We start from the raw sequence: 21,606 nt of genomic DNA, 5'->3' as shown, positions 1-21,606 counted from the left end.
ACTTCTCCTCTATCCTAGAGCGCACACGCCAAATCTTTCTGTAATTAATCGAATTTAAATCTGAAAAAACCGATTTCAACTTGTGAAATCGGCCTTCCATTATTTTAGAGGAAAATGTTTCGTCATTTCCTTCATTGCATCGTCCTTGGCAACTTCCGAACCATATTCTTGAAGACGGTGAATGGAGATGGCTGATTCTTCCCCGTATTCTAGTAACACACTTAGTACATTATCAATTTCTTCGTCTGTATAATGCTCACTCGAAAAATCAACATATAAATAGTAGCTTTTCTCGTAAAAGTAAAGATTGTTGCTTAAGTTTTCCAAGTGCTGCAATCGATGACTGGCAGAAATAATATACTCTAGATCTCTGAACCGGACCATAAATTGCAGAAGGTCTTTTTCCTCTTCCAGCTTGTCGTCTTTTGCTTCATCTGTTTTCGTTGAAGAATTAAAGTGCTGATCAAGCAACGCTTCTATGCGTTCATCAACTGGGATGTCGATTCGCTTGTCCTCTGACACAGGAACCTCGAAGTTCTTTCCATCTTTGGATAACTGAGCTCGGGTCACGATAACTTCCAATCCCTTATCAAGGGCCTGAACTTGTATCCATAGCGGTCCTTCCACCATGAAATCTTCTTCATCATGCGCTTCATCCATCATTTCCCAGAATAATTCTTCACTACGCTCGCGGTTATACCAGATTTCTTCGCGGTCAAATCCACGTTCCTCTATATCACCATATGAAATGTAAAACTTTACCGTATGATCATTAATACGTTCAATTTCCATTCTTAACAACTCCCTTCTGATTCGGTAAATGATAAGCGTGCTCTCTTGCAAACAATTCTCATGTGAGAAATGCCAGTCTCTTATTGTCCGCTTCTCATTTTCCTCCGTCTTTCCTTGGAAGGGACCCTCCACAAATTTCTTATACCTTATTGTTTCAATTTATCCATTTAGCATAGCGAGTAAACCTAAAATCTATGCAAAGATTAGCAAATGCGGTTGGTTCCGGTCCATTTAAGCAAAACATAGTTTGTGGTACATCCCCGTTAAGAGATGAGTAGTGACCTCAAGTACCTAGCCTTAAAGCTAGACCATGACCGCAGCATATAAAAAGAACATTGTACTATCAAGAGTGATACTTGTACTTTTATTTTATGATAAAAAAAGGAAGAATGGAAACAAAAATGCTCACATTTTTAAAAATCGTTAAAATGCCTACCTTACAATTTGGAAAACCCCCTGGCCAAGATCGCACCCAACTTTTATGGCATAATCTCTCTCCTTGACCACTATATTTATATAGGACTGGGACAAGAAGGGGCGATAAAGTGGAGCTGGAATTGATAACTTCCATACTAATCATCATTGGTATTGATATTGTGCTCGGCGGAGACAATGCTATTGTAATAGCGCTGGCATGCCGCAATCTTCCAGAGCGTCACCGCAACAAAGCAATCATCATTGGTACACTTCTGGCCATTGTTTGTAGAATATTTCTTACCATATGTGCCGTCTACCTCTTAGCTATTCCATTCCTTCAATTTGTAGGTGGAGTGTTACTGGTTTACATAGCAGCACAATTAATCCTTGATCAAGGAAACGAATCAATTGTTGAGGGCAAGCATTCCCTCGGCGCTGCTATTAAAACTATAGTGATTGCCGATATCGTTATGGGAATAGATAATGTAATGGCTGTTGCAGGTGCTGCACATGGTAATTTTTATTTGGTGGTCATTGGTCTGATTTTTTCTATACCAATAATTATATGGGGGAGTAAGATTATATTAGTGGCAATGGAGAAATATCCTATAATTATCTATTTTGGAGCAAGCATATTGTGTTATACGGCCGGAAAGATGATTATTTTTGAACCTAAGGTTGCTGGTATGCTCCCTCCTGGCGATTGGCAGGCATTTTTTCCGTATGTGCTGATTTTAAGTATGTTAGTTTTTACTGGGCTGTATAAAAAACAATTTTTTAAAATACGCTGAGTCGAGTTGCTCCATTAACGCTTTTTGATTTCCGTTTGAGGTGTTCGCTTATCCAGAGGACGGTGCGTGAGCCTTCTTACAACGCTTCAGGTTCTCAACCAACCGTCCCCCCCCACAGGAGTCTCACACCTTGCACTCCAATCAATAAGGAACCTATAGGGATAAAAAAACTTCTACATGCGATGATGCATGTAGAAGTTTTTGTTTTTATTAGCCGTTAACTAATCTTTGTGCTTCTCTTAATTGGAAGGTTCTTACTTTCCTTGGTAAGAAGCGGCGAATCTCATCTTCGTTGTACCCTACTTGTAGTCGTTTTTCGTCTATAATGATAGGTCTTCTTAACAGACCAGGATGTTCTTTAATCACGGAATATAATTCTTGAAGCGGCATTGCTTCTACATTTATATTCAGTTTTTGGAAGATTTTTGATCTGGTTGAGATGATTTCATCTGTTCCGTCTTCCGTCATTCGTAAAATCTCTTTGATCTCATCAATAGATAAAGACTCTGAGAAAATATTTCTTTCTGTATATGGAATGTTATGTTCTTCTAACCAATGTTTTGCTTTACGACAAGAAGTACAACTTGGAGATGTATATAGGGTTACCATGAACTTTCCTCTCCTTTTTATCTAGTATTATTCGAAAGAACATGCTGAACGTTTCTAATTGTGAATCGCTCTCAATTTGAAATTACTCTAAAGAAGTAATATCTATTAATTATTATACACGATTTCCGACTAAAAAGGTATAGTATTTTAAAAGTCGGACAAGTTGTCACAACATGTTCAAATTTTTTTGCTTTAACTGCACTAACTCCCAGAAGATTTACGTTCTGTGTGTTCGCTTTCCGCGGGACGGTGTTTGAGCCTCCTCACTTCGTTGCGGGGTCTCAACCAACAGTTACTCCCCCGCTGGAGTCTCACACCCTCACTCCAATCTTCTGGGGGTAATTACAAAACCAATCATTTTTTCCACTAATCTCTTGGCTTACATCTATTCAGACGTTTGGATGTCCTAGAAGGTTTCATTTATACGAAATTAGTTCTCATTATTTTTTTATGTGTTCACAAAGTAGTAACAATTATATTGTTTCATTAGCCCTACGATAGTTAGGATTTGTAAGGGTTTGTAATACATGATAGTTTTATAATTAGACAAGATAAGTATGAGGTGATATATGTTGAAAAAATATTGGCTGCTTCCTGCCATGTTCGTACTCTTATTTTCAACCGCTTGCAGTCAAAAAGAGATTACAAGTCAGAATACAGAGTCCAATAAGATCCCAGTTACGATTGCTGAAGTTACAGAGAAAAATATCAGCAATACGATTGAATTGGTCGGACTGGCTGTACCTGAAACACAAGTACCACTCCTAACTACCTCCCCCCTAACCGTTGAATCTGTTCATGTAAAAATTGGTGATATAGTGAAAAAGGGCGATTTAATTGTTTCTTTGGATTCTGAAGCTGCAACCGAGCAGGTAGTTCAAGCTCAGAGTGCAGTGACAGAGCTAGAAAATGCCCTCTCAAAAATGAAAGAAATGCAAGAGGCAGCTGAAAGTCAGGCCTCTCTTTCTGATATACCCAAGTTGCAGGCAGAATTAAACCAAAGTTTAGAAAAATCTCAAGCTCTTTTGGATGGTGTAGACACAGGGGCTGTTACTTCGCTTGATTTGGTACAAAGCACAGTGGATGTCATGGTTAAACAGGCCCAGCTTGCTACAGCTGCCAGCCAAGTCCAACAGATGCCGACCTTTAACACCATGGAAATGGAAGCTCAATTAAATCAGGCTAGACAAGGGCTGAAGCAAGCACAGCAAATGGCTGATGCCACTTCGATTACAAGCCCGATTGACGGAATTGTTTCTGAATTGAATGTTGTAAATGATGGAATTGCGTCTCCTAATGTTCCAATCGGAACGATCATTCAGTTAGATAACATCGCAGCAACTTTCCAAGTGAATAGTTATCAAGTAAGTAAATTAAAAGCTGGGCAAGAAGCTACAATTTCATTTGAAGGATTGACAGATTCATTTGAATCAAAAATTGAAACCGTCTCCCCTACAGTCAATCAGCAGACCAATATGTTTTCTGTCACCATTCCAGTAAGCAATTCAGAGTTAGTCATTAAAGGCGGTATGAGAGCAACTGCATATGTCGCTGTTGATAACCTGGAAGCTCAAACTGTTTTACCTATGGACGCAATATTATATGAAGAAGAAAATCCTTATGTTTATGTCATTGAAGAGAATAAAGCGGTAAGACAGGATGTTGAAACCGGGTTCCGTGACAATGAATTTATTCAGATTCTTAAAGGAGTTACTAAAGGCCAGAAAGTAGCCGTAAACGGAAAAGAAAGATTAAAAGACGGTGCAGAAATAACAGAACAAAGTGAGTGAACCTATTAGATGAAAATTGCGAAGCTTTCTGTATTACGTCCCATTGCCATGTCAATGGTGATCATACTTATGTTAATACTAGGTGCCGTCAGTATGCGCGGAATGCCGGTGGATTTGTTTCCTGAATTAACTTTTCCAATCGTAGCGGTAACCACCACCTATGAGGGGGCAGGTCCTGAAGAGATAGAGAACTTGATATCATCTCCCCTTGAGGATGCAATGAGCACCTTGCCGAATGTGGAATCTGTGACCTCCATTTCCCGAACAGGAGGCTCACTGGTTCTCGTGTCTTTCACCTGGGGGACAAATATGGATTTTGCCTCCTTGGATATGAGGGAACGTATTGATTCGGTACGAGACTTTCTTCCTTCTGGTGCTAACTTACCGCGGGTTCTCCGCTTTAACCCAAGTGATCTTCCAATTGTACAGCTTGCCATTACAGATCCTTCAGGAGAAATGACCAAGGCAAAGCAGTTGGCGGAACAAGATATTGAACCTCAATTAAGCAGTGTGGATGGAATTGCGTCCATTTCAGTGGAGGGCGGAGCAGAAAATGAAGTAAGAATAACGTTGGATCCTAACGCGCTTTCTTCCTTTGATGTATCTATTGATCAATTACAGCAAATAATCGCCGCCGAAAATTTAAACCTTCCCGGCGGCTCTCTGACAGATCAAAATCAAAATCTTCCAATTAGAATTACCGGAGAATATGCATCCATTTATGATATACAAACGCTTCCCATTCCTACCTCAAAAGGTGTGATACAGCTAGATCAGCTCGGTGAAGTGAAGGAAACCCTTCAGCCGACTACTCAGCTCAGCTATTTGAATGGAGAGCCCGCTGTCGGGATGTCCATTTTAAAACAATCCGGGAGCAACACCGTGACTGTGGCAAATGATATCGAAAAAAAGTTAGAGGAAATTAGAAGCAACTTACCAGAAGGTGTCGAAATAAAACCGATATTCGACCAAAGTCAATTTATTGAACAATCTATTCGAGCTGTTACCACCAATATGATTGCTGGTAGTTTGCTCGCTGCATTGGTTCTGTTCTTCTTTTTACGAAACATACGGAGTACGTTAATTATCTTATTTTCTATACCTGTTTCTATTGTTGCGACCTTTATTTTTATGTACTTTAGCGGTCAAACGTTAAATCTACTAACATTAGGGGGGCTTGCGCTGGGAATCGGGATGATGGTGGATAACGCCATTGTCATATTAGAAAATATCTATCGATTACGCCAAAAAGGTTATTCCATGAAAGATGCGGCCATAGAAGGAACAAGCGAGGTTGGGCCTGCCATCATCGCTTCCACTTTGACCACAGTAATTGTTTTCTTACCCATCGTATTTGTGGACGGGCTGGCTGCGCAATTATTCAAGCCACTCGCACTTGTCGTATCTTTCTCTTTACTCGCATCTTTGTTTACGGCGTTGATAATTGTTCCGTTATTCTCGTCTCTTCTATTAAAAGTCAATACAAACACATCTCGCTTTGAAGAGAGATTTATTGGATTCACTAATTGGTACCGTTCTATCTTGGAAAAAGTGCTGAGAAACCCAAAAAAGACCGTTACCTCCATCGTTATCCTGTTTTTAATTTCTTTAATCGGAATCCCTTTTATTGGGAAGGAGTTTTTACCTCAGCAAGATCAAAGTTTCATTTCCATGACGGTTCGCTTACCTGACGGGAGCTCACTGGACGCTACATATGACGTGATGGAAGACATCGATGCACGATTGGCGGATGTTGAAGAAATTGATCTGGCGTTTGTTACAGTCGGAGGAACAGACAACTTTTCAGTTTCAGCTGGTACCCAGACCAACCGTGCAAACTACAGCATCCTTTTGACACCAGTTACGGAACGGAGCCGTTCGGACAAGCTCGTTGGGGACGAAATAAGGCAAAAACTTGAGAATATTCCTGGTGCTGAGATTTCCCTTTCTTCAGGAGATTCAGGGTTTTCCCAAAATCCTGTATCCTTAAGTATCACAGGGCCTGACTTGACCACGCTGAAATCAATGGCGGATGAGACAGTAGACCTTCTTTCTGAAATAGACGGAATTAGAGAACCCTCCTCCAACTATACAGAAGGAAATCCGGAGATTGTGGTTGATATTGATAGAGTGAAAGCAAGTCAGTTTGGAATTGGCAGCGCTCAAATTGCTTCTGCTGTTTCAAATGCCACTAAAGGACTTGTCGCATCAAGAATGGCGCGTGACGGTGCAGAGCTTGATATCCGTTTAACTATTGAGGATACGTACACCGCTTCCATTCAAGACTTGGAGAAATTGCTGATCAATACACCTACAGGTGAAAATATACCTCTTCAAGCAGTCGCGACTGTTGAGAGAGGTCAAGGTCCAAGCCAGATTACCCGTACTAACAGAAACCGTGAAATTACCGTTAATGCAGATATTGTGAACCGCGATCTTGGAAGCGTCATTGATGATGTGGAACAAACATTAAAAGAAAACATCTACATTCCAAACAACCAATATAAAATAACGATTGGTGGACAGGACGAGCAGATGAATGATGCCTTTTTCAAGCTCGGTGGAGCCTTGGCACTTGCTGTTGTTCTCGTCTATATGGTAATGGCCGGACAGTTTGAGTCTTACTTTTATCCATTTATCATTATGTTCAGTGTGCCACTGACGATTATAGGAATTATTTTCGGCCTATTGGTCACCGGGCAACCGCTCGGGGTTGGCTCTCTTGTAGGAATGTTAATTCTGACCGGGATAGTAGTCAATAACGCCATTGTTTTTGTGGACTATGTCAACATGATGAAACGCGAAGGCAAAACAACTTGGGAAGCTATTCTTATAGCAGGGCCAACTCGTTTGCGTCCTATTTTCATGACAGCTCTTACGACCATTCTCGGCTTGATTCCATTAACCTTGGGCTTTGGAGAAGGGATGGAAATCCAGCAGCCGATGGCAATCGTCATTGTATTCGGGTTAAGTTTTGCAACCATCATTACGCTAATTTTAATACCGGTTGTTTACTTTTTGTTTGATGAATTTAAGGAAAAAAGAAAGCTGAAAAAGTTAGAGAAGCTGGATGTTTAAAAATTTTTGCGGGAGGATGATTAACTTGCTGAAAAAATGGGTTTTCGTTGTAATACTAGTTGTTTCAAGTTTTGTTATCTATCCTCCCGCAACTGCTGAATCTCCAGGTGACATTACCTATATCGCCATTGGAGATTCATTAACTGCAGGCCTTGGATCATCGGAAGAAAACTATTTACGCATTCACGGTTTTGTTCCTCAATTTACGAAGTATTTACGTGGGGAAAACAATGTTTCGGTAGAGAATTATGGTATCCCAGGCCTTTCCTCCACTGGCTTGTTGGCATTGCTGACTGCTGATGAGGCTTTGCAAAATCGCCTAAAGACAGCTGGAATTATTTCAGTTTCCATTGGGGGCAATGACTTTTTGCAAACTATTCGTTCTGTACCAGAGGACGAGGATGAGGCAGCCCTTAATGTTCGTTTGGAGATTCTGAAGAGGACATATCAGGAGACCTATAAGTTGTTGCGTCAACTGAATCCAGATGCTACTATCATTCTTTTAGGACTTTATAATCCCTATCCAGAAAGTCATGAATGGACGGACCTTGGAGCGAAGTATGCCCCATTGTTTAATGGTTTTATTGAGGAGTATGGAGATGAGCCTAAAACACTGGTAATTGACCCGTACGAAGCGTTTAAAGGCAAAGCATTGGAATGGACGCACATCGCAGAGGATGATATACATCCTAATGACAAGGGATATTCAGAGATTGTCAACTTGATAAAGATTGCTTATGAAAAAAGTATAGAATGAATTTAAAAATCCCCCGGAAATAAAGCATGCAGCTTATTATTTCCGGGGGATTTCTTATTCATTATAATTTCGACAAAATATCCTCATTATCATCATCTTCATCATAGGTAAGTACGTTGTCAACTTTATCATAAGATTGACCGTACAGTTCTTTATCTTTATACGTATGAATTTGCTCGTATGTAGCTTTCATACCTTCATAGATGGCTTCTTCGCTTGCATCCGTTGGTGACCAATAAAGGATTTCCATCGCATTCACTTCATTTGTTGCAAGAGAACGACGTCTATAGCCGATAGATGAAGCATGTTCAAAGCCTTCTCTTTTATAGAACCGAAGCCTTTTCTCTGTATCTGTATCTTCGTAATCAACAGGCTCCACTTCTAAAATAATTGGCTTCCCTTTTTCCTTCATTTTATCTAAAAGCTTATGTCCAAGACCCATTCCTCTGGCATCTTTTGAAACAAACAAGTAGTCAATGAAGAGGAAGTTATCAAGCTCCACATACATCAGTACATGGTGCTCTCCTTCATCTTTATGATATATGTCCCCTCTCTCTTTTAAAAGAAGCTCCATATGTTCCCTCGACTTCATTTCTTCTACTGGAAAATACTGATTTAATTTCTCATACCAATTCATTCTGTAAAATGACTCCCCTTTCGTATTTTCTCTATGTACACTTTAAGTATAACAAACTTGAACAGACTTCAGTGTTAATATACCCTCTTCCTTTTCACTTAAACATACCATACAATAGGAGTATGATTGTTTTTTGTATACGATTACATAAGACAAAGGGGATGTGTGGTTTTGATCGAATATTTTATGGATTTTACCATCGTGGCTATATTGGTGATAGGTATTACCGCTGTTATGGGCGTTCTCACAAATGGTATCGGGGAAAAGCTTTTTGGTGGAAAGAAGGGCTCTGAAAGCTTTGATAAGTCTGCGAGTATGCAGGCTGGATGGAAGAGTATTGGAGGGAAAAAGAAGTAAATTAAAAAAGCTGCCGAGTTGGCAGCTTTTTTTATTAATCATTTAATGGTGTAAAATCTAGTCCCTCTGTATAGCTGTTACCAGCATTCCAAATTAAATATTCATCTATTCCATTTTCGTTTAAAGCACGGATCTGGTCCTCTACTTCTTTCGGTCCATATGGAATATAATTTCCCGCCCCAAGCCAAGTTGCTGTGAAGTCCTGTATCCACGGTCTTGATACCGGTCTATTTTCCAGCTCATCCAGCTTTGCATTTTCAAGCTTAGAATATTCGTCAATTAGCTTATATGGTTCCGTATCAGGCTTTGCTATTCCAAAATAAGATGTCCAGTGGCTTGGATAGATCATGGATGAAATGACATCCACGTGTTCTGAAATTCGACTGAAATTCTGACCGATTCCAGGTGCTTCCGGCAACGTTGCCGTATAACCAAAGATATCTACTGATACTTGAACATTGTAAGGTTCTAATCTTTCACGTGCATACGCAACGAAATCTGTCACCGCTTCAACTCGCTTTTGTACATTGTCCAAATCTAAGTCCTTGTACTCACCATAGGTATATTCAAGAGTTGTATCTCTTCTTTCAAAACCTTCCGGGAACCTAACATAGTCAAACTGTATTTCCTGAAATCCCATTTTTGCCGCTTCAATGGCTATATCAATATTGTAATCCCATACCTCTTTTAGGAAAGGACTAACGAACGCCTCTTCACGGCCGTTCACCCATACTTTGCCGTTTTCCTGAAAAGATAAGTCTGGACGTTTCTTCGCTAACACAGTATCCTTGAAAACTACGATTCTACCAATTGGATAAACTTCATTTTCCTCCAAAGTTTCCATCATTTTTTTCGGATCCTTAATATAAGGTTGCGCAATATCCATGAATGGAGAATCTTCTTCCTCCGGTATGTAAGTGAGGTACCCATGATCATCTTTAATATCAATGACCATTGCGTTTAGATCTGTCTTGTTTAAAAGATCAAGTAAACGCGGAAATCTTTCTCCACCCGCAGAGTGACCTGTTACATAAATCCCTCTAACTGCATCTGGATAAGTGAATGTATAACCAGAGTCAAAAGCAAATCTAGCAATTGAAATAGGTAGCTCGCGAGTCTGCATTTCGACCTTTTTTGTTGCATGTTGCGCAGCTTGTAGTGCCTCTTCTCCTTCTGCTTGAACAAGTGTTCCACCAAACACGAAAATTCCGACTGCAGCCACCAGACCACCAATCATTTTTTTCATCATTTCATTTCAAAATCCCTTCTCTTATATGCTATCTCTATTATACTGGAAAATCGTTGTTTTTTTACCTTTTTCAACAATTTCCTTCAAAATAATTCGAGAGAACTAGTGTGGTGGGGAGATAGGGTTACTGTGAGATCACAACTATGGAAGTCTGTAACCGCTTTGGGTTTTGGGGTGGAGTTTCGGGGGGGAGAGATAGAGGCTCTCCTACCGTTTAGCTTTTGTGGAGTGATTTCGGATGATGAGAACCCCTCTATTAGACTTTTCCTCCTCTTTTTCCGGAGCTTCGGTCACTTAGAAGCCCTCTATTGGACTTTTCCTCCTCTTTTTCCGGAGCTTCGGTCATATAGAACCCTTCTATTAGACATTCCAACCATGTTTGCCCAAGCTTCGGTCATTTAGAAGCGCTCTATTAGACTTTTCCTCCTCTTTTTCCGGGGCTTCGGTCATATAGATCCCTTCTATTAGACATTCCGACCATGTTTGCCCAAGCTTAGGTCATTTAGAAGCGCTCTATTAGACTTTTCCTCCTCTTTTTCCGGGGCTTCGGTCACTTAGAACCGTTCTATTAGACATTCCAACCATGTTTGCCCAAGCTTCGGTCATTTAGAAGCGCTCTATTAGACTTTTCCTCCTCTTTTTCCGGAGCTTCGGTCATTTAGAAGCGCTCTATTAGACTTTTCCTCCTCTTTTTCCGGGGCTTCGGTCATTTAGAACCGTTCTATTAGACATTCCAACCATGTTTGCCCAAGCTTCGGTCATATAGAACCCTTCTAACATACATTCCCACCCCCTCTAAAGTCCTACGGTCATTTAGAATCCCCCGTCTTCCCCGTCCTCACCAACCAACACAAAAAACCGACCCCCACAATAGAGGATCGGTCCTAACAAACTTACGAGATCTTATTTACCAGCAAATTCAGCTTGATATTTCTTAAACTCAGCTTCTGAACACAAGACAAAGTGCCCTGGTCTTACTTCGCGTAACTCAAGCTCCTCATCCTTGGCATAGCCATGAGATGCTGGGTCGTAAGCGAAACGTTTACGGCTGCGCTCGGAATCCGGGTCCGGTTGAGGGATCGCGGATAGCAAGGATTTGGTATATGGATGAATTGGATTGTTATACAGCTCTTCACTATCTGCAAGCTCCACAATTTTCCCAAAATACATTACTCCGATACGGTCGGAGATATATTTTACCATCGAAAGGTCATGGGCAATGAACAAATATGTTAACCCTTTTTCCTTTTGTAGCTTTTTCATCAGGTTAACAACCTGTGCTTGAATGGAAACGTCCAACGCCGAAATTGGCTCATCGGCAATGATGAAATCTGGTTCCACCGCTAGTGCACGGGCTATACCAATACGTTGACGCTGTCCGCCACTGAATTCGTGCGGATAGCGGTTGGCGTGCTCTTTATTTAAACCAACTGTCTCAAGAAGTTCATGAACCCGAGCTAGTCGCTCTTTTTTTGACTTAGCCAATCCATGAATATCAATGCCTTCAGCGATACAATCAGCTACCGTCATACGAGGGTTCAAAGATGCAGAAGGATCTTGGAAAATCATTTGCATCTTACGGTTAAACTTCAGCAAGTCTTTCTTAGACTTCTTACCGTGTACGTTTTCGCCTTCGAAGAGTACTTCGCCGTCTGTTGCATCATATAGGCGGATGATAGTACGCCCGGTGGTAGATTTTCCACAACCAGATTCTCCAACTAGTCCAAGCGTTTCTCCGCGGTAAATGTCAAAATTCAAGCCGTCTACTGCTTTAACCATATTCGGCTTTCCTTCGTTAAAATATTGCTTCAGGTTACGAATTTCCACTAACTTTTCATTAGTTGCCATTGTTTCCACCGTCCTTTACCAAAACAGGCTTTTCGAAGTTTTGTGGCATGTGACGACGACGCTTCTGAACAGCCAATGGTGGTTCCACTGCTGGAGCATCTTCATGTAATAGCCACGTTTTCGCAAAGTGCGTTTTGGAAATTTGGAACATTGGTGGCTCCATTTCCAAATCAATTTGCATCGCATATTCATTACGTGGAGCAAATGCATCTCCCTTTGGAGGATCTGATAAATCCGGTGGAGAACCAGGAATTGCGTAAAGCTCATCCTCATCACCAAGATCAAGGTCAGGCATGGAGCTTAATAATCCCCAAGTATATGGGTGGCGTGGATCATAGAAAATCTCATCCACTGTGCCTGTTTCGATGATCTGTCCACCATACATAACTGCTACTCGATCAGCGACATTTGCCACTACTCCGAGATCGTGTGTAATAAAAATGATGGAAGTATCAATTTTTTTCTGAAGGTCTTTCATCAAATCTAGAATTTGCGCTTGAATGGTAACGTCTAATGCAGTAGTAGGTTCATCTGCAATTAAGACTTTAGGGTTACATGCAAGAGAAATCGCAATAACAACCCTTTGTCTCATCCCTCCAGAAAATTGGTGAGGGTACTGCTTAAAGCGTTCTTCTGGCATTGGAATGCCTACAAGACGAAGCAAGTCGATTGCTTTTTCTGCAGCTGCGCTTTTGCTCAATTTCTGGTGTTTGATGATTCCCTCCATAATTTGTTTTCCAACTGTCATTGTTGGATTAAGGGAAGTCATCGGATCCTGGAAAATCATTGCGATGTCTTTTCCACGGATGTCCTGCATTTCTTTTTCAGAGAGTTTCGCCAAGTCTTTTCCGTCAAATAAGATTTCGCCATTTTTGATGTTGGAATTATTCTTAGGCAATAAACGCATTACGGTTTTTGTAGTTACGGATTTCCCGGATCCAGATTCTCCTACAATCGCCAGTGTTTCACCTTTTTTCAGATCAAAGTCCACACCGCGGATGGCCTTAACTTCTCCTCCGAATGTATCAAAAGAAACATGTAAGTTTTTCACTTCAAGTATTTTTTCCATTGTCATTCACCTGCCTTTATAACTAATCTTTCATTTTAGGATCTAATGCATCACGGAATCCATCCGCAACAAGGTTAAATGCGATCATCAACAAACTGATGATAATTGCAGGGAACACCATGATATGCGGGAAGATTTGCAACGATTTAAATCCATCGTCTATTAGCGTACCAAGTGATGCCATAGGAGGCTTCAAACCTAATCCGATAAAGCTTAGGAACGCCTCGAAGAATATAGCACTTGGGATTGTGAACATCGTATTAATGATGACTACTCCTACCACGTTTGGCAGTAAGTGTTTCGTAATGATTCGGTTATTGGTTGAACCAAGCGTCTTGGATGCAAGGACATATTCTTGGCTCTTAAGCTTCAGAACCTGCCCACGGACGACCCTGGCCATCCCGACCCAACCGGTTATGGTGAGGGCAATCGTAATCGCAATAATCCCCGGTTCAAGTACAAGAATCATTAAAATAACGATGACAAGGTTTGGAATACCAACTAAAACTTCGATGATACGTTGCATGATGTTATCTGTACGTCCACCGTAAAAGCCTGAAACTCCACCATAAGCAACACCAATTACCATATCAATGAATGCTGCCAATAAAGCAATGTACAAGGAAATACGTGTACCTGTCCAAACACGTGTCCATAAGTCACGTCCAAGACTGTCTGTACCAAACCAATAATAATCAGTGATACCACGTTGTTCGTATACATCGACTCCATTTCTTGTTCCGTCAAGAATTCCAAGATTCTCAATTCCAGGTACCTTTGGAGGCAGATTTCCTTGAGTGACATTTTGAGTGTTAAATCCATGGTCATTCATGAATGGTCCAAAAATTGCAAGGAATGCAATAACAATCAACACAACGGAACCTGCTATAGCAGCTTTATTTTTCTTAATACGCAACCAAGCTGTTTGCCAATAAGTCAAACTCGGCTTAGCAATTTTTTCACTTTTATTAGGGTCTAGAACTGCCGGTTGGAATGATTCCTTTGGCAATTTATCATAATTGTTGTTATTCATTATTTCTTACCTCCTGCCAAGCGAATACGCGGGTCGATAATTCCATAAAGAATATCAACTACAAGAACGATGACAATGAATAAAGCCGCAAAGAACAATGTCGTTCCCATGATTACTGGATAGTCGTTTGTTGTAATGGAACGCACAAACTGTTCTCCAAGGCCTGGGATCGAGAAGATTTTCTCGATTACAAGTGTTCCTGTCATCAAACTTACAGCCAACGGTCCAAGAACCGTGACTACTGGAATTAGGGCATTTCTTAATGCGTGTTTTACTGCAATATCATAGTTTGAAGCACCTTTTGCACGTGCCAAGGTAATATAGTCTGAGCCTAATACCTCAATCATTTCAGTACGCATGAAACGTGCAGCAATAGCGATTGGGAACATGGCAAGTGCAATCGTTGGCAATACTGTAAATTCCCATCCTGACCAGAAGGCAACTGGGAACCATCCAAGTTTTACACCAATCCAATATTGTAATAATCCTGCGAATACAAAGGAAGGAATGGACTTACCAAGTACTGCAAGAATCGTGGAACCATAGTCCACCCATGTATTTTGTCTTAAAGCGGCAATGACACCTAAGAAGATCCCAATAATTGTCCCGAAGAACATAGCTTGGAAACCTAATTGAGCAGATGGACCAATACGCTGCATAATTAAACTGGTAACACTTCGGTTATCATACTGGAAAGATATACCAAGATCACCTTGTGCAAGGCTTAATATATATTTCCCGTATTGCACTGGAACTGGATCGTTAAGTCCATACTTTTCATTTAAAATTAACTTCTGTGCTTCTGACAGTTTGTCTTGCATCGTAAATGGGGAACCTGGCATCATCTTCATCAGGAAGAATGTAAATGAGGCAATTAAGAATAAGGTGATAAACATGTATATGATACGTTGCAACAAATACTTTGTCATCTTTGCACCTCCTAAAAAAATAATGCGTCGAATTGTTTGTAATTTTCCCTAAAATTCGACAATTTCCTTACAGGGAAAAAGAGAGTATATGTTTCAAATATACTCTCTTTCTCTCTATTTTAAAAGAATTTTCTATATCAGTATAACATTATTTACCGCTAATGTAAGCCCATTTATAACTAAAGTCAGGACCAAAGTTGTGACGGTAAACATTTTGTACGTAAGGTTTCCAAAGTCTTGTTGTACCACGTTGGTAGATTGGAGCAATCGCAGCATCTTCTTCAAGAAGAATTCTTTCTGCTTCTTGCATCGCTTCAAAACGTTTTGCAGGATCATTTGCATACGTAGTCATGACGTCGTTTAACAACTTATCGTACTCTGCGTTAGAGTAACCCATCTTGTTGTTTCCACCATCTGTAATCCAAAGGTTAGCGAAAGAAATTGCATCAAGATAATCAGGACCCCATCCAGCAAGCTGCATGTCGTAATCCATTGCAGCGTCTAAATCAAGACGTTGAGCAAATGGTACTTCTTTCAACTTGATTGTTAAACCAGGAAGATTTTCTTGCAATTGGTTTTGAAGGTATTCTTGCATAGTTTTAGCTGTCTCAGTGTCTCCACCAAGAATTTCAATTGTTACAGCCTCTGTTCCTAATTCTTCTAGACCTTTTTCCCAATGCTCTTTTGCTTTTTCTGCATCAAATGCATTCATGTCGCCATTCTTTTCACGGAAGTCTTCTCCCGTTTCAGGATGTTGAACGAATTCAACCGGTACAGAGTAGTTTGCAGGAATAGAACCGTTGTTTAATACATAATCAGCCATGTCTTGCTTATTAAAGCCCATAGCGATCGCTTTACGGATGTTAACGTTTGCTAAAGCTTCGTTTTTCGTTTGGTTAAATTTAAACCAGAAAATTGTTGGCTCCAAGTAAGAAATCAAGTCTGGATCTTCTTTGTATTGAGTTACGAAGTCAGAAGTTAAACCAGGAGAGATATCGATTTGTTGTGCAGTGTATAAGTTTACACCAGTTGAAACCTCTTTAACAACTTTAACGTTTACTTCATCAAGTTTTACTGTTTCAGCATCCCAATAGTCAGCATTTTTCTTCATTGTCCAGCCAACTTCATGCTCCCAGCTGTCTAAAGTAAATGGACCGTTGTAAATTAGAGTATCAGCTTCTAATGCATATTTGTCACCTTGTTCTTCCAAGAACTTTTGGTTTTGTGGGAAGAACGTAGGGAATGTCATTAAAGATTCGAAATAAGCAACTGGTTGCTCTAGTGTTACCTCAAGAGTGTACTCATCAACTGCTTTTACACCAAGCTCTTCAAGTGGTAATTCACCAGCAGAAACTTGTGTAGCGTTTTTAATTTTCCCATTCATCATATATGGACCATACTCAGAACCTGTATTAGGATCTACAGCACGCTGCCAAGCAAAAACGAAGTCGTTTGCTGTTACAGGCTCGCCATTGGACCATACGGAATCTTCACGTAATGTGAAAGTATAAGTTAGACCGTCTTCGGATACTTCATGACTTTTCGCAACACCTTCTACTACTTCATCATTTTCTCCAAGTCTGTAAAGACCTTCAAACACGTTGTTCATTACGTTAAATGCTACAGCGTCAGTACCTTGTACTGTATCCATAGTTGGAATTTCTGCAGAATCAACGACGTTAAGTACTTGTGGACCTGTTGGTTCTCCTTCACCAGATGGTGGAGTGTCTCCTTGTCCTCCATTGTTTTGCGCTGAGTTTCCGCCGCCACATGCAGCTAAGAAAGCACTAAGTACAAGTGTAAGCGCTAAAAGAAGTAAATATTTTGACTTTTTCATTTACTTAACCCCCTAAGAAAATTATGTCGAAATTTGTTGCGTTTCGAGGTAACGATTCCTATTATACAAGTTTTCTAAACATTGTGCATTCATAAATTTAACGTCAACTTTACAAAATACTGATATTTCAAGCATATTCATTACAAAAATAGTACTAAAGACCTATAAACATTCCGACAGGAACATTCCAATTATTACAATTCATTTACAAATGTTACACTTATCTTTCTCATTACCTTTACAAGTAATTCCTTTTATAGTTTCTTTAAATTTGTCTTATTCTATACATTTCATTACAATACAATTTAGATAACTAACTTTAAACTTCTTTTAGGAGGAAGCATGAAAATTTTAATTAGATCTTCACTAGTTTTTTTCTTCATCTTGCTTTTAGCTACATTCGCTACAAGTTGGATTTATTATGGAGAGATTACCTTGCTCTCGTTTATCAATACATCTTTTATTATATCTAGTGTGATTATTTTTATTTCATTATTCACATTAGTGGTCCAGAAAGGTTTCTTTGATGGAATTACCTATAGTTTCAGACGAATCTTTGCATCTTCACAACCTGACAAAGAATTGGAACAAGATATTAGAAATGAAATGAGACCACCATCGGAACTTTTACAACCTGTATCGACACAACAACTATTATTAGCTTCTTTATTGTTGTTAATTTGCATGTTTATTTCACTTTTTATGTATTACAATAGTTGATATTTACCATTTAAATAGTTATAATAAAAGAATATTTATTTAAAATAAGCAATGAGGAAGAGTAGTACTAAACAGCTTAGTTTTTAGAGAGTTTGTGGTTGGTGTAAACAAACAGCTAACGTTTAGGAATGGACTTCTGAGCTTCATGGCTGAACCATTTAGTAGGCTATGACGTATCCTTACGTTACAAGGCAAGTGATTTCTACAATTTTTTGTGTGAAATAATAAGGGTGGTACCACGGTCCATTCGTCCCTTTTTTTAGGGATGAATGGGCCTTTTTGTATTTTTTTCAAAGCTAATTTTATTCTAGCTTTGGTACCACCTGGTAGTTTGGAGTGCAAGGTGTGAGACTCCTGAGGGAGATAGCGGTAGCTTGAGACCCCGCAACGAAATGAAGAGGCTCAAGCACCCCCCCTAGTAAAGCGAACACCAGGAACGGAAAACTACCAGTAGGTTATCCAAGTACAATTAATAAAGAAGGAGAACTAAAATGAAAACAATTTTCTCAGGAATTCAACCAAGTGGAAATGTAACCCTTGGAAATTACATCGGAGCAATGAAGCAATTTGTAGAATTGCAAAACGACTACAACAGTTACTTCTGTATCGTCGATCAACACGCAATCACCGTTCAACAAGATCCACAGGAGCTTCGCAAAAATATTCGAAAGCTTGCAGCTCTATACTTAGCAATTGGTCTAGATCCAGAAAAGGCAACACTCTTCATCCAATCAGAAGTACCAGCACACGCTCAACTCGGATGGATGATGCAGTGCGTAGCATATATCGGAGAATTGGAAAGAATGACTCAGTTCAAAGATAAGTCAACAGGAAAGGAAGCCGTAACGGCAGGATTACTTACTTACCCACCATTAATGGCAGCGGATATCCTTCTTTACAATACAGATGTGGTTCCTGTTGGGGAAGATCAGAAGCAACATCTTGAATTGACAAGAGATCTTGCAGAGCGTTTTAATAAAAAATACCGTGAGATTTTAACCGTTCCAGAAGTGAAGATTGCCAAAGTCGGCGCAAGAATCATGTCACTGACAGAGCCAACGAAGAAAATGAGTAAATCTGATCCAAATCTAAAGTCCTTTATTTCCTTATTGGATACACCAAAGCAACTAGAGAAGAAAATTAAAAGTGCAGTAACAGACTCTGAAGGAATTGTCCGTTACGATAAAGAAAATAAACCTGGAGTTTCCAACCTCCTTTCTATTTATTCCATCTTGGCCAACAAAACGATTGAAGAATTGGAAGTACAATATGAAGGAAAAGGGTATGGCGACTTCAAAGGAGATCTTGCGCAAGTTGTGGTCGAAGCACTTGAACCTATTCAGACAAAGTACAACGATCTTATTGAATCAGACAAACTCGATGCCATTCTTGATGAAGGCGCAGAGCGAGCAAATCGTGTTGCAATGAAAACACTTAAAAAAATCGAAAATGCCATGGGCTTAGGACGCAAACGCCGTTAATTAAAAAAAGCTGTCAGAGCAAAATGTCTCTGACAGCTTTTTTCTTTCCTCGGAAATATTCGACACTTAATTAACTTTAGGATGCTGTTCCAACTCCCACAACTTTTCAAAAAACGGCTGGCCTTTTACCAAATGCTCGCAAAAAGTCTGATGTTTTTCAGACCAACCTTCTCTTGTTTCCTCAAGTAACTGTGACCACACTTCCTCAAAACTCATCGATTGAATTTCTCTGTAATGAATGGGGTTCCATTCTGTATACCAATACCTAATTTCAGCAACATTGCAAGTTGACCTTAATTGATCCAAAGCCATGAAAAGAAGTTGTTTTAACTGTCTTTCTTTTCTAGTCAAACCGTTCATGATTTCTGGTGATGGGGATAAAATATGATAATCCTTTGGTGACTTACTAGTTGGCGAAAAAGTATATTTTTCATAATCATGGTTATCCACCATATCGTATACTAATTGTTCTTGTCTTGGAATCAACCTACTTTTACGAATTGGTATATTGTAACCAATCGTGTCTACAGCTAATATCCCTTGTCCATCTGTAACGACAAAGCAGTAGTCCAACTGAATTCTTTCATGGTTTTTGCGAATATAACTTTTTTGGAAAATATCTTCTAGCAAAGATGAAGGCAGCTCTTGGAGGTCGTTTTCAATATAATGGAACAATACAGAGTCTACTTTTAATAGAGGAACTTGATCCAATAATTCTACACTATCGTCCTTCCTCCACTCATGAAAATGACAAACATTATAACCGTTTTCTTCTCCTTCAAACCAATTTACCCATACGTCATGAAGATACAACATATCATACCCCTCACTTCACATCTATCTTTTATTTATCCAACAGTATGAACAGTGAAGTGCATAATTATTCCAAAATACCCAATTAATTTTCATATGTCTATTCTTTGTCTCGAAAAGACGGTTTAGAGTTGCCAGATAAATAAATGCTTATTGCAATCAGGATGATACCAATTGGTAAAAGGTAAAATTCTGGTCTAGTAAAGAGAAACAATAAAAACTCCCATAAACTTAATCCGGTTGCAAAAAGATTCAAATAGGCAATTGTACTAATCCCGCCAGCAACAGAGATGCCAAACCCTGTCAAAAAAAGAATTCCCCTGAACATTAGCCATCTCTCACAGAATATTTCCTATTTATAATCATAATAATGTCTCCTTGTCCAATCTATCTATTATTATCATTTTATGACATGCCAACAAAATAATGACAAGTTCTATGAAAAATAGGCAAAAAGAAAAGCCGAGATCGGCTCTCAGCTTTTCTAGTCAAGTGTTTTCGGATCAAGTGCATCACGTAATCCATCTCCAACAAAGTTGAAACTTAACACTGTTATTAAAATCATAATTCCAGGAAATAGCGGATACCACCAGTGTTTTAACATGATAGTAAAGTTTTGCGCATCCTGCAGCATGTTCCCCCAACTTGGTGTAGGTGGTTGAATACCTAAACCTAGGTAACTTAATGCTGATTCTGCCAAGATAACTCCCCCTACACCTAATGTTGCAGATACGATGATTGGACCCATCGCATTTGGAAGGATGTGAGAGAAAATGATAGTGTGGCTTCTTGTTCCAATAGTTTTAGAAGCAAGTACGAATTCACGTGTACGAAGTGATAAAAACTCTCCACGCACAAGACGTGCTGTAAATGTCCAACCTGTTAAAGCGAAAATCAAGATTAGCTTGTCCACACCTGGTTGGAAGATAGTAACCAATGTGATTAGCAAGAAGATAGTTGGAATGGAAATGATAACGTCTACTATTCGCATTAGAATCGCATCAATTTTCCCTCCAAAATATCCTGCTACCGCACCAATAACTGTTCCAATTGTTATGGAACCTGCTACAGAAGCAAATCCAACTAGCAGGGACACCCTCGCTCCAAACAGTATACGTGCAAATACATCGCGTCCATATCGGTCAGTACCTAACCAATGTTCTCCGCCTGGAGATTGTAGCTTATTCAACAAACTTTGCTTTTGTGGTTCAAATTGAGCAATAAGTGGTGCAAGTATCGCTAAAGAAATGATGATGAAAAGTAAAACCGCTCCAATGACAGCCAGTTTATTTTTCATAAATTTATTGATCGTAATTTTCGTTAATGTGTCTGGCTTTTTCTTAATATTGGGGTTTAACGATTGGTTAGTTGGTTGAGTTGATGGTTGAGTTTGCATCGA

The 21,606-nt window shown here is 39.6% G+C and carries 19 protein-coding genes and 1 other annotated feature; of the genes, 7 read left to right on the top strand and 12 right to left on the bottom strand.

Annotated elements, in window-relative coordinates:
- Positions 1–99: 99 nt before the first annotated feature.
- A complete protein-coding gene (mecA, locus tag FZC76_RS17685; protein WP_148989494.1) occupies positions 100–792 on the bottom strand; it encodes an adaptor protein MecA in 693 nt (230 codons plus the stop codon).
- A 545-nt stretch (positions 793–1,337) separates the two neighbouring features.
- Between mecA and FZC76_RS17680 the strand changes: the two genes are divergently transcribed.
- Positions 1,338–2,000: a TerC family protein gene (locus FZC76_RS17680; protein ID WP_148989493.1), complete on the top strand. Its 663-nt coding sequence runs from the start codon at positions 1,338–1,340 to the stop codon at positions 1,998–2,000.
- A gap of 210 nt (positions 2,001–2,210) precedes the next feature.
- On the opposite strand, the gene spxA is transcribed toward FZC76_RS17680, so the two are convergent.
- The gene (gene spxA, locus FZC76_RS17675; RefSeq protein ID WP_060666637.1) at positions 2,211–2,609 is read right to left on the bottom strand and encodes a transcriptional regulator SpxA; all 399 of its coding nucleotides are present in this window, start codon (positions 2,607–2,609) and stop codon (positions 2,211–2,213) included.
- A 569-nt stretch (positions 2,610–3,178) separates the two neighbouring features.
- On the opposite strand from spxA, the gene FZC76_RS17670 reads away from it, so the two are divergent.
- From FZC76_RS17670 to FZC76_RS17660, 3 genes are read left to right on the top strand one after another with little or no spacing between them, the layout of a single operon-like run.
- Entirely contained in the window at positions 3,179–4,399 is a 1,221-nt protein-coding gene (locus tag FZC76_RS17670; RefSeq protein WP_148989492.1) for an efflux RND transporter periplasmic adaptor subunit, read from the top strand.
- Between the two features lie 9 nt (positions 4,400–4,408).
- A complete protein-coding gene (locus tag FZC76_RS17665) occupies positions 4,409–7,477 on the top strand; it encodes an efflux RND transporter permease subunit (RefSeq protein WP_148989491.1) in 3,069 nt (1,022 codons plus the stop codon).
- Between the two features lie 25 nt (positions 7,478–7,502).
- Positions 7,503–8,234, top strand: coding sequence for an SGNH/GDSL hydrolase family protein (locus tag FZC76_RS17660; protein ID WP_187442132.1), 732 nt, complete (start codon positions 7,503–7,505; stop codon positions 8,232–8,234).
- 61 nt (positions 8,235–8,295) lie between these two features.
- On the opposite strand, the gene FZC76_RS17655 is transcribed toward FZC76_RS17660, so the two are convergent.
- Entirely contained in the window at positions 8,296–8,871 is a 576-nt protein-coding gene (locus FZC76_RS17655) for a GNAT family N-acetyltransferase (protein ID WP_148989489.1), read from the bottom strand.
- 171 nt (positions 8,872–9,042) lie between these two features.
- On the opposite strand from FZC76_RS17655, the gene FZC76_RS17650 reads away from it, so the two are divergent.
- Positions 9,043–9,228, top strand: coding sequence for a hypothetical protein (locus FZC76_RS17650; RefSeq protein ID WP_148989488.1), 186 nt, complete (start codon positions 9,043–9,045; stop codon positions 9,226–9,228).
- A gap of 34 nt (positions 9,229–9,262) precedes the next feature.
- Here the strand turns inward: FZC76_RS17650 and FZC76_RS17645 are convergent, their stop codons facing one another.
- The 6 genes from FZC76_RS17645 to FZC76_RS17620 all read right to left on the bottom strand — a co-directional run bounded on the left by FZC76_RS17645 (position 9,263) and on the right by FZC76_RS17620 (position 17,193).
- Positions 9,263–10,477, bottom strand: a complete 1,215-nt coding sequence (locus FZC76_RS17645) for a putative glycoside hydrolase (protein ID WP_148989487.1) — start codon at positions 10,475–10,477, stop codon at positions 9,263–9,265.
- A 903-nt stretch (positions 10,478–11,380) separates the two neighbouring features.
- Positions 11,381–12,325: an ABC transporter ATP-binding protein gene (locus FZC76_RS17640; protein ID WP_148989486.1), complete on the bottom strand. Its 945-nt coding sequence runs from the start codon at positions 12,323–12,325 to the stop codon at positions 11,381–11,383.
- Positions 12,315–13,394, bottom strand: coding sequence for an ABC transporter ATP-binding protein (locus tag FZC76_RS17635; RefSeq protein WP_148989485.1), 1,080 nt, complete (start codon positions 13,392–13,394; stop codon positions 12,315–12,317). Before FZC76_RS17635 ends, FZC76_RS17640 begins: the two co-directional genes overlap by 11 nt.
- Before the next feature lie 22 nt (positions 13,395–13,416).
- Positions 13,417–14,427: an oligopeptide ABC transporter permease gene (gene opp3C / locus FZC76_RS17630; RefSeq protein WP_148989484.1), complete on the bottom strand. Its 1,011-nt coding sequence runs from the start codon at positions 14,425–14,427 to the stop codon at positions 13,417–13,419.
- Positions 14,427–15,356, bottom strand: coding sequence for an oligopeptide ABC transporter permease (gene opp3b / locus FZC76_RS17625; protein WP_148989483.1), 930 nt, complete (start codon positions 15,354–15,356; stop codon positions 14,427–14,429). The genes opp3C and opp3b overlap by 1 nt, the downstream gene beginning before the upstream one ends.
- 148 nt (positions 15,357–15,504) lie before the next feature.
- Positions 15,505–17,193, bottom strand: coding sequence for a peptide ABC transporter substrate-binding protein (locus tag FZC76_RS17620; protein WP_148989482.1), 1,689 nt, complete (start codon positions 17,191–17,193; stop codon positions 15,505–15,507).
- A gap of 342 nt (positions 17,194–17,535) precedes the next feature.
- Here FZC76_RS17620 and FZC76_RS23725 point away from each other — a divergent pair, with 342 nt between their 5' ends.
- Together FZC76_RS23725 and trpS are read left to right on the top strand one after the other, a co-directional pair.
- Positions 17,536–17,913, top strand: coding sequence for a DUF3899 domain-containing protein (locus tag FZC76_RS23725; RefSeq protein ID WP_148989481.1), 378 nt, complete (start codon positions 17,536–17,538; stop codon positions 17,911–17,913).
- 42 nt (positions 17,914–17,955) lie between these two features.
- Positions 17,956–18,171, top strand: a binding site (T-box leader).
- A gap of 233 nt (positions 18,172–18,404) precedes the next feature.
- Complete coding sequence (gene trpS, locus FZC76_RS17610) at positions 18,405–19,394, top strand: tryptophan--tRNA ligase (RefSeq protein ID WP_148989480.1); 990 nt, start codon at positions 18,405–18,407, stop codon at positions 19,392–19,394.
- A gap of 66 nt (positions 19,395–19,460) precedes the next feature.
- Here the strand turns inward: trpS and FZC76_RS17605 are convergent, their stop codons facing one another.
- The 3 genes from FZC76_RS17605 to opp4C all read right to left on the bottom strand — a co-directional run bounded on the left by FZC76_RS17605 (position 19,461) and on the right by opp4C (position 21,603).
- A complete protein-coding gene (locus FZC76_RS17605; RefSeq protein WP_148989479.1) occupies positions 19,461–20,210 on the bottom strand; it encodes a YjbA family protein in 750 nt (249 codons plus the stop codon).
- 97 nt (positions 20,211–20,307) lie between these two features.
- A complete protein-coding gene (locus FZC76_RS17600) occupies positions 20,308–20,514 on the bottom strand; it encodes a hypothetical protein (protein WP_316246621.1) in 207 nt (68 codons plus the stop codon).
- 177 nt (positions 20,515–20,691) lie between these two features.
- A complete protein-coding gene (opp4C, locus tag FZC76_RS17595; protein ID WP_148989477.1) occupies positions 20,692–21,603 on the bottom strand; it encodes an oligopeptide ABC transporter permease in 912 nt (303 codons plus the stop codon).
- Positions 21,604–21,606 lie beyond the last annotated feature (3 nt).

It is taken from the genome of Sutcliffiella horikoshii (assembly GCF_008180725.1).
In the GTDB taxonomy this organism is placed as follows: Bacteria; Bacillota; Bacilli; order Bacillales; family Bacillaceae_I; genus Sutcliffiella_A; species Sutcliffiella_A horikoshii_B.
Note: the sequence above shows the minus strand (reverse complement) of the source record. Positions and strands in the feature narration are given on the sequence as shown.

Bases quoted from the DNA above. Each gene is read 5' to 3' on its own strand.
- opp4C (WP_148989477.1), bottom strand. From the start codon at position 21,603: ATGCAAACTCAACCATCAACTCAACCAACTAACCAATCGTTAAACCCC.
- trpS (WP_148989480.1), top strand. From the start codon at position 18,405: ATGAAAACAATTTTCTCAGGAATTCAACCAAGTGGAAATGTAACCCTT.
- FZC76_RS17670 (WP_148989492.1), top strand. From the start codon at position 3,179: ATGTTGAAAAAATATTGGCTGCTTCCTGCCATGTTCGTACTCTTATTT.
- opp3b (WP_148989483.1), bottom strand. From the start codon at position 15,356: ATGACAAAGTATTTGTTGCAACGTATCATATACATGTTTATCACCTTA.
- FZC76_RS17605 (WP_148989479.1), bottom strand. From the start codon at position 20,210: ATGTTGTATCTTCATGACGTATGGGTAAATTGGTTTGAAGGAGAAGAA.
- spxA (WP_060666637.1), bottom strand. From the start codon at position 2,609: ATGGTAACCCTATATACATCTCCAAGTTGTACTTCTTGTCGTAAAGCA.
- FZC76_RS17635 (WP_148989485.1), bottom strand. From the start codon at position 13,394: ATGGAAAAAATACTTGAAGTGAAAAACTTACATGTTTCTTTTGATACA.
- FZC76_RS17655 (WP_148989489.1), bottom strand. From the start codon at position 8,871: ATGAATTGGTATGAGAAATTAAATCAGTATTTTCCAGTAGAAGAAATG.
- FZC76_RS17645 (WP_148989487.1), bottom strand. From the start codon at position 10,477: ATGATGAAAAAAATGATTGGTGGTCTGGTGGCTGCAGTCGGAATTTTC.
- mecA (WP_148989494.1), bottom strand. From the start codon at position 792: ATGGAAATTGAACGTATTAATGATCATACGGTAAAGTTTTACATTTCA.
- FZC76_RS23725 (WP_148989481.1), top strand. From the start codon at position 17,536: ATGAAAATTTTAATTAGATCTTCACTAGTTTTTTTCTTCATCTTGCTT.
- FZC76_RS17640 (WP_148989486.1), bottom strand. From the start codon at position 12,325: ATGGCAACTAATGAAAAGTTAGTGGAAATTCGTAACCTGAAGCAATAT.
- FZC76_RS17665 (WP_148989491.1), top strand. From the start codon at position 4,409: ATGAAAATTGCGAAGCTTTCTGTATTACGTCCCATTGCCATGTCAATG.
- opp3C (WP_148989484.1), bottom strand. From the start codon at position 14,427: ATGAATAACAACAATTATGATAAATTGCCAAAGGAATCATTCCAACCG.
- FZC76_RS17620 (WP_148989482.1), bottom strand. From the start codon at position 17,193: ATGAAAAAGTCAAAATATTTACTTCTTTTAGCGCTTACACTTGTACTT.